At 60.0% G+C, this 13,219-nt stretch carries 10 protein-coding genes; 7 read left to right on the plus strand and 3 right to left on the minus strand.

The window, feature by feature from the left end; all coding sequences use genetic code 11:
- Nucleotides 1-15: 15 nt before the first annotated feature.
- Genes tssM through PSK12I2_RS24865 form a run of 6 tightly spaced genes read left to right on the plus strand, consistent with a single transcriptional unit; the run spans nt 16 to nt 9,940 of the window.
- Nucleotides 16-3,447 (plus strand): type VI secretion system membrane subunit TssM, encoded by a 3,432-nt coding sequence (gene tssM / locus PSK12I2_RS0112390; protein ID WP_027598650.1) that lies wholly within the window; start codon nt 16-18, stop codon nt 3,445-3,447.
- Nucleotides 3,447-4,178, plus strand: coding sequence for a PP2C family serine/threonine-protein phosphatase (locus PSK12I2_RS0112395; protein ID WP_037007698.1), 732 nt, complete (start codon nt 3,447-3,449; stop codon nt 4,176-4,178). Before tssM ends, PSK12I2_RS0112395 begins: the two co-directional genes overlap by 1 nt.
- Nucleotides 4,175-5,140 carry a serine/threonine-protein kinase gene (locus PSK12I2_RS0112400; RefSeq protein ID WP_027598652.1) on the plus strand — a complete coding sequence of 322 codons (966 nt, stop codon included), beginning with the start codon at nt 4,175-4,177 and terminating at the stop codon, nt 5,138-5,140. The genes PSK12I2_RS0112395 and PSK12I2_RS0112400 overlap by 4 nt, the downstream gene beginning before the upstream one ends.
- Nucleotides 5,141-5,167: 27 nt before the next feature.
- Nucleotides 5,168-7,207: a type VI secretion system tip protein TssI/VgrG gene (gene tssI, locus PSK12I2_RS0112405; protein ID WP_027598653.1), complete on the plus strand. Its 2,040-nt coding sequence runs from the start codon at nt 5,168-5,170 to the stop codon at nt 7,205-7,207.
- Nucleotides 7,208-7,265: 58 nt separating this feature from the next.
- The gene (locus PSK12I2_RS24860) at nt 7,266-9,482 is read left to right on the plus strand and encodes a hypothetical protein (RefSeq protein WP_156930143.1); all 2,217 of its coding nucleotides are present in this window, start codon (nt 7,266-7,268) and stop codon (nt 9,480-9,482) included.
- On the plus strand, nt 9,479-9,940 hold the full coding sequence (locus tag PSK12I2_RS24865; RefSeq protein ID WP_156930144.1) for a hypothetical protein: 462 nt from the start codon (nt 9,479-9,481) through the stop codon (nt 9,938-9,940). Before PSK12I2_RS24860 ends, PSK12I2_RS24865 begins: the two co-directional genes overlap by 4 nt.
- Nucleotides 9,941-10,952: 1,012 nt before the next feature.
- Here the strand turns inward: PSK12I2_RS24865 and PSK12I2_RS0112415 are convergent.
- Nucleotides 10,953-11,624, minus strand: a complete 672-nt coding sequence (locus tag PSK12I2_RS0112415; RefSeq protein ID WP_027598654.1) for a uracil-DNA glycosylase family protein — start codon at nt 11,622-11,624, stop codon at nt 10,953-10,955.
- Between the two features lie 140 nt (nt 11,625-11,764).
- On the opposite strand from PSK12I2_RS0112415, the gene PSK12I2_RS0112420 reads away from it, so the two are divergent.
- The gene (locus PSK12I2_RS0112420) at nt 11,765-12,142 is read left to right on the plus strand and encodes a glutathione S-transferase N-terminal domain-containing protein (protein WP_027598655.1); all 378 of its coding nucleotides are present in this window, start codon (nt 11,765-11,767) and stop codon (nt 12,140-12,142) included.
- A 110-nt stretch (nt 12,143-12,252) separates the two neighbouring features.
- Here the strand turns inward: PSK12I2_RS0112420 and PSK12I2_RS0112425 are convergent, their stop codons facing one another.
- On the minus strand, nt 12,253-12,801 hold the full coding sequence (locus PSK12I2_RS0112425) for a DUF3299 domain-containing protein (RefSeq protein WP_027598656.1): 549 nt from the start codon (nt 12,799-12,801) through the stop codon (nt 12,253-12,255).
- Between the two features lie 167 nt (nt 12,802-12,968).
- Nucleotides 12,969-13,217: a GlsB/YeaQ/YmgE family stress response membrane protein gene (locus PSK12I2_RS0112430; RefSeq protein WP_007160058.1), complete on the minus strand. Its 249-nt coding sequence runs from the start codon at nt 13,215-13,217 to the stop codon at nt 12,969-12,971.
- Between the last annotated feature and the right edge of the window lie 2 nt (nt 13,218-13,219).

Consider the following 13,219-nt stretch of genomic DNA (forward strand, 5'->3'; position numbering starts at 1 on the left):
TACGGAAGCGCACCCATGAAAGGATTCATCATTGCACTCGGGCGCATGCTGCGCCGTCCCTGGACCTGGACGCTGCTCGTGACCCTGGGCCTGGGCGGCATGGTCTGGACCCTTGGTCCTCTGCTGGCCTTTGCCGGCCACAGCCCCTGGGCCTCGGTCACCCACCGCCTGGCCACCCTCTGCGGTCTGTTCCTGGCCTGGGGCCTGGTCATGGCGCTGCTGCAAAGCTTGCAGCAGCGCAAGCAACGGCAGCGTCTCGCCACCGAAGCGGGCCAGCACGATCAGCTGCGCGCCGAGCGCATCGACGACGAGGCCCACGAACTGGAGTCCCGCGCCCGGGACGCCTACCGCACCCTGCATGGCGCCGGCCTCTATCGGGGACGCAGCCAGCGTTGGCGGCGCGAACTGCCGCATTACCTGCTACTGGGACCGGAGGGTGCCGGCAAGACCTCGTTGCTGGATTTCTCCGGTCTGGAATTCCCGCTCAATACAGAGCGTTCCCGGTTGACCCGCGATGTCAGCGGCACCCGTCACTGCGACTGGTACTTCGCCGAACAGGGGGTGCTCCTGGACACCGCCGGCCGCTACCTGACCCAGGGCGACGCTCCGGTGGACAGCAGTGCCTGGCAGACCCTGCTGCAACTGCTACGGCGCCAGCGGCGAACGCGCCCGCTCAATGGCATTCTCATTGCTATCCCGGTAGTTCAGTTGGCCAGTGGCAACGAAGTCGCCCTGGAAACCCTGGCACGTCAGGTACGCGCCCGCCTGCACGAGGTGGCTCGCCAGCTCAAGGTCGAGGTCCCCGTCTATCTGGTGCTGACCCAGGCGGATCACCTGCCTGGCTTCGACGCCTTCTTCGACAGTCTTTCTCGCGAGGAAAATGAGCAGGTCCTGGGCACCACCTTTCGTGAAGCCCAGAACGGTACCGATCCCGGAGTGCTGCGCCAGGAATTCGAGGAACTGCTGCGCCGCCTCAACAGCCAGGTCATCCCGCGTATCCATCAGGAGCGCGACGGCCAGCGCCGCGGCCAGATCCTCGACTTCCCACATCAGCTGGGTCGTCTGGGCGATGGCCTCGCCCTCTTCGTCGAATTGGCCTTCGCGGGCAATCGCTACCAGCGCGCGGCCCAGTTACGCGGGTTCTACCTGACCAGCACCCCGGCGCTGAGCCAGCCACTCGACGCCCAGACCCAGGGCATCGGCGATCAGCTCGGTCTGCCCAGCAGCCTGCTGCCCCAATACCGTAGCGGCCAGCCACGTTTCATCCGCCAGTTGTTCAGTCGCGTGATCTTTCCCGAGGCGGCTCTGGCTGGCCTGGACCAGCGCGAGCTGCGCCGCCTGAGCTGGGGGCAGCGGGGTCTCTATGCCGCAGCCCTGGCCGGCCTGGCCTTGGGTGCGGCGCTCTGGACCAGCAGCTTCGCCGGCAATCACGCGCGACTGGAGCGCCTGCGCGACCTGGTGCAGCACGGCGTGCAAGCGCGCAGTCAGCTCAAGGCCGACGCCGATGCCCGCGCGGTGCTGCCGGTACTGGACAACGCCTATGCCGGCACCCAGGTCTTTCCAGCCGCAGACGCTACGCCGCTGCGCGAACGCACCGGGCTCTATCAAGGAGAGGCCGTACGCCCAGTCATCGAGGCCGCCTATCACCAGGCCCTCGACAACTATCTGCTGCCGCGGCTCAAGGCGCAGCTGGAAGAGCGCATCCGTGGCAGCCTCGGCGACCGGGAGCGGCTGATCGGTCACCTGCGGGCTTACCTGATGCTGCAACTGCCCGAACGCCGCGACGCCCGCACCCTGCGCGATTGGGCCGCCGCCGACTGGTCCCAGCGCTATCCGGGTGACGCCCTCACCCAGAACAGTCTGGATACCCATCTGGCGCGCTTGCTGGAGCAGGGCTTTGACGCCTATCCGGTGGATACCCAGCTGGTGACCCAGGCGCGCCAGGTACTGCGCAGCGAATCCCTAGCCGTGGTGGTCTATCGCATCCTGCGCGACCAGGCCAGCGGCCTGCCGATCTATCGGCTGAGCCAGCAGCTGGGCGCCCAGGCCCTGACCTTCGAAGGCGCCGACTACCCCATCCCCGGGTTCTATACCCGTCAGGGCTATGCGCAGACCTTTTCCACCCAGGGCCTGGCCGTGATCCAAGAGCTGACCGCCGACAACTGGGTGCTGGGCGATGGCGACGGCATCACCGGCATGGACCTGCGCCACCTGCAGGTGGAACTCGAGCAACTCTATTTCCGCGACTACGCCAATCAGTGGAGCGATGCGCTCGCCCGGATCACGCTGCAACCCGTGGGCGACGCCAACCAGGGCGCCACCCTGCTGGCCGCGCTCACCTCGGCCAACTCGCCGCTCTTGCAGCTCCTGACCGAAGTCCGCAACAACACCCGCCTCGCCGCGGCGGCCAGCCAGGATGGAGCCCTGCCGGACACCGCGCGCCGCAGCCTGCAGAGCCGTTTCGAGAATCTGCATCGGCTGCTCGACGACCAGGGCGCTGCAGTGGCCGACCTTGCTCCGGCCATGGCGGCACTCAATGACCTCCAGCAACAACTGGCAGGCCTGGCCCACGCCAGCGCTCCGGAGCAGGCCGCCTTCGAACTGGCCAAGGCGCGCATGGCCGGCAACCGCGACGCACTCAACAGCCTGCGTAGTGCCGCCGGCCGGCTGCCCACCCCGGTCAACGGCTGGCTCGGTCTGCTGGTCGACGACAGCTGGAATCTGATCTTGGCCGGCGCCTACGACTACATCAATGGGCGTTACCAGAGTGAACTGCTGGCGAGCTATCGCAACGGCCTGGACAGGCGTTATCCGTTCAAGGCCGACAGCGAAAGCGATGTCTCTCTGGTCGATTTCCGCGAATTCTTCAAGGCCCAGGGTATCGCCGACAGCTTTTTCGAGACCTATCTGAAGCCCTTCGTGGTTCGCGGCGAGAGCGAAGCCTATCGCGCGCGCAGCATTGATGGCCACAGCCTGCCGCTGTCTCGGGACTTCCTCGCCCAGATGAGCCGCACCCAGCAGATCAGGCGCGGCTTCTTTGCCGAGAATCCGGCCGAGCCCGGCATCGTCTTCAAGCTCGAGCCCTATTCGCTGGATCCAAGCCTGACCCGCGCCGACCTCAATATCGGCAAGGAGCGTCTGGAATACCGCCATGGCCCCATCGTCGCCGCCACCTTTCGCTGGCCGCAGAACGATGCCTTGAGGACGACCCTGGTCCTGGAAGAGCTGGGTGGGCGCCGCGTGGGCCTGGAGCAGGACGGTAGCGCCTGGTCGCTGTTCCGCCTGCTGGACCGCATGAAGCTACAACAGCACAGCGTCCGCGACGTGCTGCTGGTGCAGGCCGACCTGGAGGGCCGCCATGCCGGCTATCTGCTATCCAGTCAGCGTTCGCCCAACCCCTTCGACGTGGCCACCCTGCGCGGCTTCAGGCTGCCGGAGCGGCTCTGATGACGACGGCCCTGAGCATTGCCCGTACCCATCCGGGCAAGGTACGCGCCCATAACGAAGATGCCCTGCTGGAGCGCCCCAACGACGGCCTTTGGGCGGTGGCCGACGGCATGGGCGGCCATCAGGACGGTGCGCGCGCCAGTCGCCTGGCTATCGAGCGCCTGGCCGAGACGCCCTTAAGCGGTGGGCTCGACCAGCGTCTGGAACAGGTGCGCCGAGTGCTTCACGACATCAATCGACGACTCACCCAGGATCTCACGGTACTGGCCGAAGGTCCCGAGCGCCTGATCGGCACCACGGTCGTGGCGCTGGTGGTCAGTGGAGGCGAGGCGGCCTGCATCTGGGCGGGTGACAGTCGCGCCTATCTCTGGCGTGGCGACCGGCTCTACCAGCTGACCCGCGACCATCGCCTGCTGGAGCGCCTGATCGATGTCGAAGGCCTCAGTCCCCGCCAGGCAGCCCGCCATCCGGGCGCCCGCGCCCTGACCAAGGCGCTGGGTGCCCGGGAGGCCTTGGCCCTGGACATCGTCCGCTTCGAGTTGCAGCCCAGTGACCGCCTGCTGTTGAGCAGCGACGGCCTGCACGATGCCCTGAAAGAGCGCGCCCTGGGCGCCGCACTCTCGCTGCCCTCGCCCGCCCTGGCCCTGGAGCGCCTGCTCGATGGCGTGCTCAAAGGCCCCGCGCGCGACAACCTCACCGCCATCGTCATCCATCTTCGGGAGGCTGCATGAACCTTCAGGATCCAGCCGTCGATGACGGTCTCACCCACTTCGCCTTCGCTTCTCCCAGCACGACGGCTGCTACCCGCCAGCTGGCTCCACTGCCCGATGTGCTGGGCAGCCGCTATCGACTGGAAAGCCTGCTGGGCGTTGGCGGGATGGGCGCCGTCTACCGCGCCCGCGACCTGTTGCGCGAGCAGTATGGTGATCCCGCACCCCAGGTCGCGATCAAGGTGCTCAACGACGACTTCGCCGAGTACGGCGATGCCAACGCCCTGCTCTATGGGGAGTTCGCCCTGACCGTACGGCTGCGCCATCCGCATATCGTTCGCCTGCATGGTTTCGAGATCGACCCTGGCAGCGAGCGCGCCTTCATCACCCTTGAGCTGTTGCGCGGCCCAACGCTCGATGCCCTGCTCTGTGACCGTCCCGAGGGACTCGACTGGACCGAACTGCAGGAGATCGCCCTGCCGCTGCTGGATGCCCTGCAGTTCGCTCACGCCAACGGCGTCCTGCATGGCGATCTCAAGCCCAGCAACGTGATCCTCACGGAGAGCGGTCTGCGCCTGTTCGATTTCGGTCTTGGTCAGCCCTGCGAAGACCTGCTGCCCGGCCTGCCGCGGTTGAGTCGTGCACGCTTCAATGCCTGGACGGTGCGCTACGCCGCGTTCGAACTGCTCGAAGACGGACGGCTGACCCCAGCGGGCGATCTCTATGCCTGCGCCTGCGTGCTCTATGAACTGGCAACCGGCAAGCATCCCTATCGCCGCCTTAGCGCCAAGCAGGCACGCAGCCTGCAAATCGAACCCGAACGGCCAGCGGCCATGCCTACCGACGCCTGGCAGGTGCTTCGCCAAGCCCTGGAAATCGATCCCGCCCGCCGCCAGCAGGACCTCGGCGAGTGGCGCACCGCGTGGCAGGCGCCGGCGCCTCCGCAGCCATGGTGGCAGCGTCTGCTCTCGCGTTCCACGTGAAACCTCTCACTGTCAGGAAGACACCCCATGTTCAGCCCCGCCAATGCGCCGCGCTTCACCCTGACCCTGCCGGGCCTGCCCCATGACTTTCAGGTGCTGGCGTTCCATGGGCAGGAAGCCCTCAACGAACCCTATCGTCTGCAGGTGGAAGTCGTCAGCGAAAAGCCCGACTGGGCCCTGGAAGACCTGCTCAACCGTCCCGCCTGGCTTGGCCTGGGTCCTATGGACGTGGGCCTTCACGGACTGCTGGGCGCCATCGTTCAGGGTGACTCAGGACGACGCCTGACCCGCTATCGGCTCGAACTGGTTCCCCGTCTGACCTATCTGGCCCAGCGTACCAACTCGCGGATCTTCCAGAACCTCGCGGTGCCCCAGATCCTCGCCAGGTTGCTCGAAGAGCATGGGATCCTGGAGGGTGCCTATCGCCTGGCACTTGGCCCAACGCCCTATCCTGCGCGCGACTACTGCGTGCAGTATGGCGAGAGCGATCTGCACTTCCTCAATCGCCTGTGCGAGGAAGAAGGCATCCACTACCACTTCGAGCACCGGCCTGACGGCGCCGTGCTGGTGTTCGGTGATGACGCCACCAGTTTTCCCCGTCTCGCCGCCACGCCCTATCATCCAGGCAGCGGTCAGGTCGCCGATCATCCCGTCGTGCGCGGACTCGAAGTCGGAGTCCAGACCCGCAGCACCCAGCTGATCCTGCGCGATCAGGATCCCCTGCAGCCCCGGCTGCGCCTGGAAAGCCGCACCGACCTCGAGCAGCAGCCGACCTTGGAAAGCTACCGTTTTCCTGCCGGCTTTCGCGATCGAAATCGCGGCAAGCAGCTCAGTGCCCGCGGCCTCGAGGCGTTGCGCGTCGACAGCCAGACAGCCCAGGGCTACGGCGATCAGCCGCGTCTGGCCAGCGGCCATTTCCTACCCCTGACCGAGCATCCCCGCGCAAGCTGGAACCAGTTGTGGCTGCTCACCCGTATCGAGCATCAGGGCCGCCAACCCCAGGTGCTGGAAGAAGGCCTGGGTACCCCGGCACTGCTGGGGCTGCCAGACTACGATGGCTGGAGTCAGGGCTACCGCAATCGTTTCCACGCCATTCCCTGGCAACTGCCCTTTCGCCCCCTGCCCCGTCATCCCAAGCCACGCCTGCTCGGCCAGCAGAGCGCCGTGGTCACCGGCCCGGCTGGGGAAGAGATCCATTGCGATGCCCTGGGTCGGGTCAAGGTCCAGTTTCATTGGGATCGTGAAGGGCAGGCAGACGAACGCACCAGTTGCTGGCTACGGGTAGCCAGCAACTGGGCCGGTAATCGCCAGGGTGCCCTGGCCATCCCGCGGGTCGGCATGGAAGTTCTGGTGGGCTTTCTCGAAGGGGATCCCGACCAGCCCCTGATCCTTGGCTGCCTGTACCACGCCGAGCATCAGCCACCGGTACAACTACCCGGGGACAAGACCCGGAGCACCTTCAAGAGCCTGAGTAGCCCAGGCGGACAGGGCTACAACGAACTGCGCATCGAGGACCGCCAGGGGCAGGAGGAAATCCACGTCCATGCCCAGCGCGACTGGGATGAACACATCCGCCACGACCACCGCAGCGAGATCGGCCACGAGCGCCACCAGCGTATCCATGGCAACAGCCACAGCGAGCTGCACGCCGAAGAGCACCGCCTCGTCCATAGCCTGCGCAAGGTCGAGGTCAAGGCCAGCGATCACTTGCTGATCGGCGGCAGTCAGCATCTCAAGCTGGGCAGCAGCCAGTTCGTCGAGGCCGGCCAGGAAATCCATATCAAGGCGGGTGATCGTGTCGTCATCGAGGCCGGCACCGAACTTACCCTGACTGCCGGTGGCAGTTTCATCAAGCTTGACCCGAGCGGTATCACCCTGGTCGGTCCCCTGGCTCGCCTGAATGCCGGCGGCGCACCCGGCAAAGGCTCGGGCATCGCCCTGCAATTGCCTCAACCGCCAGGCAGTACCCAGCAGGGAATCGCCGGGAATCCGAATCAATTGGCGCTCGCCAACGAACAGGAACGTCAAGACCAGAAGCCACAGCGCACGCTCGACTTCTCCGTATGACCTCAGCGCCATTCACAGGACCGGCCGCAACAAAACGGCCTTTGCCAAGGACAGCAACATGACCACTCCCAACACTATGCAACAACCTAAGGTGGAAAACTGGGCCTACCCCTTCAAGGCGAAAAGCGGCCAGGACGTCACCGATCCCCAGGTCTACCAACAGGCATTGGCCCATGCTCAAGGTGGTACCTATTTGCTGGGCAGCAACGGCCTCTGGCATGGCGGCGTGCATTTCGACGCAGGCACCGCCGCCTATCTGGACCAATCCCGCATCCACTGCATCGCCGATGGCGAGGTGGTTGCCTATCGTATCGATGACAAGGTCCATCGCTTCGTACCCGACGAGGGCTCGGCGATCGAGGGCAGGACCTACTCCACCAGCTTCGTGCTGGTCCGCCACCGCCTGGAGGCACCACAAGTGCCCAGCGGTGATGAGACACCACCCTCGCTGGTGTTCTTCAGTCTCTACATGCACCTGCTGGACTGGGCCGGCTATGAGGCCGACCCTGCACTACCCCGCCCAGCCTTCTGGGGCAATGACCGCTACCGCGTCCAGACCCAGGGCGGCAAGCTCAACGTCCGCCAAGAGCCGCGCAGCCAAGCTCTAGTCCAGGCCGAACTAGACAATGGCAGCCAGATCCATATCGAGGGAAGCGGCGACTGGTGCCGGCTCGTTGAGGTGCCTAATAACGGCTTGAAGCCTCTACCAGGGCGAACCCAGGTCGGTCTCGGCTATGTCGCCAGGCGTTATCTCAAGCCAGAAGCAACCCCTAAGGCCCAGAACACTGTGGTGGTCCTCGACCAGCCCTTCCCCATCAAGGCCGGCACCCTGCTCGGCCACCCAGGCCTCTACGAGGGCCGCCAGCAGATCCACTTGGAAACCTTCAGCTGCGATGACCTCCCCGCCTTCATCGAGCGCAGCCGCGCCTGGGCTGCTCGTTTGCCGGACAGTGGCCGAACCCTACTAAAAATCCATGCCGGCGCCAGCAAGCTGATTACCCACCGTCCCGATATCGGTGCCAGCCATCCACCACGGATCAGCGATCCGGGTATTCAGGTAGGGGTGGACCTAATACTGAGCCAGACTCAACTGGATGCCCTGCCTACTAACGATAAGATCGTCGTTCCCTCACGAAACGCAGGCGGCGTTTGCACGCCAGAACTACGCTGGTGGCATTTGAAAGGTTTGCTGGCTGATGACGAAGGAGTGCCTATTGATGGTTGGATTTGTGAGCAGGAATTTATTATCAGCCGGCATAGTCCGTGGGAATGGGTTGACTATAAGACTTTAGCGGACAATGTCTCTCCAGCAGCAAAACTTGCGCACCACTTAAATACAGCTGAATCTTTTTCTTCTGAAGAAAAAAGAGAGTTTCAAAATTTAATTAGCGAAGCGTCCTCCGATCCCGCTATAAATGAAATTGAAAGAATCTTAAGAAAACAGGATACAGAGGGCAACTCACATCTTTACAAACCTACAAGCTATAATAAATTCTCACTCTATCAAGCTATTTGCAAATTAGCTGTAAGACATAGAACCGAATGGATCTACGAGCCAAATTATTGGGATGAACTAGATAAGCTAGTCGGAAACTCTAACGAAAATCCGAATCTCGCATGGCAGAAGGAGAAGAGCAAAATAGAAACGATTAGCTGGTGGAACCATGTAGCCAGCGCTATTCGAACAAACATAAAAGATCCGTGGCACTTTCACCCTATAACCCTAATAGAAGCCACACAAAATGACATAAGAGAACTAAGAGTTCGCGCCTTCATTAGAATGATTAGAGTTGGCGAGGGAACCACTGGAAAATCTGGTTACGAAAAGCTTTTCGGCGGGCAGTCCTTCATAAAAGACTACTCGAAAAATTTCGACGACCATCCAAACATAAAAATAAAGAGACAAGGTTATACATCTTCAGCGGCAGGCGCCTATCAAGTAATGGCGTATACTTGGAACGACAAAGCCATGATAAGAATCCGCGAGAAACTACAGATCAGGGATTTTACGCCTGAATCTCAAGACCGGTTTTGCATTGCATTATTAAGATACAAGATACGTTCGAATCCACTTCTAATGATTTGCAATGGAGAAATCGGAAAAGCCATAAAGAAATGCAGTACTGAATGGGCAAGCTTGCCAACCAGCCCTTATGGCCAGCCTGTAAAAACCATGGAAGAATCTCTTAGGAGCTATGAAAAGTTTTTAAGAGAAGAAACGGAAGGCCGAACAGAACTCTATTTAAAGAAAGGTTTTTTGAGCAATTACTTATGAAAAAAATAATTAGTAAAAGTATCAAAATAGTGCTTTTCACTACGATTTACAGTGCTAACTCTCTATCCAACGCAAATGAGCCAAATGAATTTACCGGCCATTGGTCACCTGACTGCGAGGTCCTGCAAGGATTTCAGATAATTAGCCGTAAAGCTGCCGAACTGGAAGTCAATTCTAATCAAATTTATATAAAGACCAAGCTTTCCACTGAGAAAAACGATACAGCAATTTATTTTGATGACGTATTGGATTTGGGCTCAGGAGGGATGCAGCTTGACTGGAAAAACTTCTCAAAAGACAAGGCTATCGGCAAAATAAAAAATTGGTCAGATAAAGAATTTATCTTTGAATGGATCGGTTTTTACAATAAAAAAAATAGCACAACGTACTGGAAAGAAAATCCTGACTTCTTCCAAAAAGGAAAAATTAATTTTTATAAATGCCCAGGTCAACCATAAGTGAAAACCTAATTGATAGCCTGTTATGCATCTACGTTAATAATGAAAGAAAGGCTCGAAGGGCTTATCTAATTAGCTAGAGTTAATTCAAGGCGACAGCAAACTAAGTGTACCGCCCCAAGTTCGCAAAAAGTCCAAAAATCATAATAATAAATAAAGAGATAAAGTTAATCATTTATAACTTCATAAAAGCATATGCCTAATCACATTAGAAACCTTATTGCCGCTTTGCTTGTATTCATATACGTAGGCGCTGCAACTCAAGAAGCAGCTGCTCGCACAGAAAATATCCTTTGCCATATAGAGGTGACCTATCCTGCTTCAGCAAGCTCCAGCTCATGGAAAAGCCTTTCCTTCAACAGCTATGTAAGAGCAGGAGGTGAAGCAAATGATCCCAAAGGAGAGTATGGCGTCTCATCCATAAATAACGGTACCGAGTATTTCGTCTGTCAAAGCTGAGAGTCAGAAAATGACGACTATGAGTTAAGAATTATCATGACTCACAAAGTTAGCAATTACAAAATATCAGGAATACCTCAAACCTAGACAGGCTTACTCGCTCATTTGGAAGAATTCAAAGCATCTTAAACTCTCAGTAGCGTAAAAATCGAAAACTTGAATCACAAGCATGCATAGTGCAACGTATATAGCCATGGCATTATTTGCCTTCATGTCAGTCACAGATAGTGAAAATGCTAATTTAGAAATAGAACTTAAGCAGCAAAAAAACGGAGGAAGACGTCCTAATATCTCAGCTAGAGATGGCAAAGCGCGACGCTAAGACAGCCTACAAAAACGCAGAAAAATTCTATGAAGATGATCCGATGATGCAGGCAGAAAAGATTAAAAATCTTAGGGAATCCAGCATCGCATGGGATAATTTCATTGAAAAAACATGTCTATTCGAAAGCAATGAAAGCTTGGGAACTCGAGCTGAAGAAACCTCCAAGCTGAATTGCTTGGTGAAAAAATACAAATCTAAAACCGAGTATTACCTACACTCCTTCTAGTACTATGCGAGAAGCTCTTTTACTCTATTCTCCAACAACCCAGGAAATCTCGTATACCACGTCTGATTCAACGGCGACGGATGCGGCAGGGGATAGAGCGTCAAGGTCTTGCGCGTGCCCTCCTCCGTTTCCAGGGTGACCTCAATGCTGTTTTCGAAGCGGTCTTCGCTTTTCCAGAAGGCTTCCAGGCGGGCGCGTTCTTCCTTGGACTGGCCGATGCCGAACCAGAGGAAGGCTTCGCGGCCGAGGGTGATGAGTTGGGTGCCGTGCCAGTGCTCTATCAGCAGGCGGCGCATCAGGGGGNGGAAGGTCTTTTTCACCCGTTCCGACCAGGCTTTGTTGCCGAGCGGCTTGTAGGGCACGGTGTTGGCCCAGAAGAATTGCTGGCTCAGGCTGCGGGTGGCTTCGAAGTCGGCCGGGGGCTGGCCGTGCAGGTGGGTATAGAGGACCTTGCGGGCGATCTGGCCGCCGCTGCCGATGAAGGGCTCGCCGTACTTCACCTCGTCCCGCCCCGGATCGCGACCAAAGAAGCCCAGGGGCGCATCGGGATCGCCCAGACCGATGATGGGGTCCAGCGGGTCCTTGGCGAACTGTTCATAGACCGGAAGATCGACACCCGGAAGATCGGCAGCGAGCTGGCGAAAGGCTTCGCGCTCTGCGGAAGACAGCGGCATGCAACAGGTCTCCATAGAGGAATTAATCCCTCTAGTAGAGCCCTGCCCTACCGGTGACGTTCCGTAACGACTGGCGGAGCGGCAGCCCTGGGGCGATAGGGTAAACTGCCCGGCTCGAACGACCCTCAAGGTGAATCGCGTTGATCAATCTGCTACGCAACGGCCTCGGCCAGGTGATCGTCGGCCTGGATCTGGTGACCCGGCCACGCAAGCTCAAGCGCACTGAGCAGGCTCAGGCTGCCATCGAGACGGAGCTGGCGAATCTGTCGCTCTATCAGTTCCAGGCCTGCCCCTTCTGCGTGAAGACGCGCCGGGCGCTGCATCGGCTGAACCTGCCGATCCGCCTCAAGGACATCAAGAAGGACCCGCAACTGCGCGCCGAGCTGGAACAGGGCGGTGGCCGGGTGAAGGTGCCCTGCCTGCGGATCGACGAAGGCAGCCAGAGCGTATGGATGTACGAGTCGGACGACATCATCGCCTATCTGGAGCAGCGCTACGGCGAGCGGCAGCCGGCCTAGGGTCTGCGTGTGATCGTTGGTGGACAAGGCTGCGCCGTTGTCCACGCTACGGGGCTGCCTCTAGCTGTTGGGCTTCGACGGCGGAGCCGTCTCAACCCTACCTACGATCGTTAAAGATCGCTTTCTTCGACCTTGCGGACCTTGCTGGCGTCGAGGGTGTATGACGCCTCGGCCAAGGCGTTGTCGACCGCCTCGGTGTGCAGGGTGCCGATGACCCAGTAGGGCTCGTAGATGTCGGGAAGCGGCACGCCCTTGGGGTAGCGCACCAGCACGATCTGGTTGGGCGGCGGCGGCGGGACGTGGATGCAGGCGCCTGGATAGGGCACCAGGAAGAATTCGCGGAAATTGCCCTTGGCATCGGTTTCCAGCGGCACCGGGAATCCCCCCAGCCGCACGTTCTGGCCATTCAGGGCGGCCACGGTGCGGGTGGAGTGCATCACCTCGGGCAGGCCACCGTCCTTCTGCTTGAGCCCGCCCGGTGAGCCGAAGCCGCCCGGCGCCTCGGGGCTGTTGTGGCTGATCTCCGGCATGGTTTCCAGGGCGTGGCGATCCTCCGCGGTGAGCAGATCGAGCCAGTTAGTTTCCGGCGGTTCGCCCTTGGCGGCATGGGTCAGCAGCGGCAGGCTGGCGAGCAGCAGGGTGATGAGCAGTCTGGGCATGGTCGGCAGGTCGGACGCAAAAGTCCGAGTGTGAGGCGCGCTGGGTCAGGGGTCCAGTCTCCAGGCCGCAAAGCAGAGCCTCGCCCATGAAAAAGCCCCTGGGTCGACGGGCGACACCAGGGGCGAAAACGCTGTGCTACTTGGCTTCGCCGAGGCGAAGCGGCGTCTTAGCGACGCTTGGTCACCATGCCGTAGATGAACAGCACGATGATGGCGCCGACCACGGCACCAATGAAACCTGCGCCTTCACCGGCACGATAGATGCCCAGAGCCTGGCCCAGGTAGGTGGCGACCACGGAGCCGACGATGCCCAGGATGATGGTCATGATCCAGCCCATGCTGTCGTCGCCCGGCTTCAGGAAGCGGGCAACCAGGCCGACGATGAGACCAATGATGATGGTTGCGATGATGCCCATGT

Origin of the sequence: Pseudomonas sp. MOIL14HWK12:I2, from assembly GCF_000510745.1 — a bacterium.
GTDB lineage: Bacteria > Pseudomonadota > Gammaproteobacteria > Pseudomonadales > Pseudomonadaceae > Chryseomonas > Chryseomonas oryzihabitans.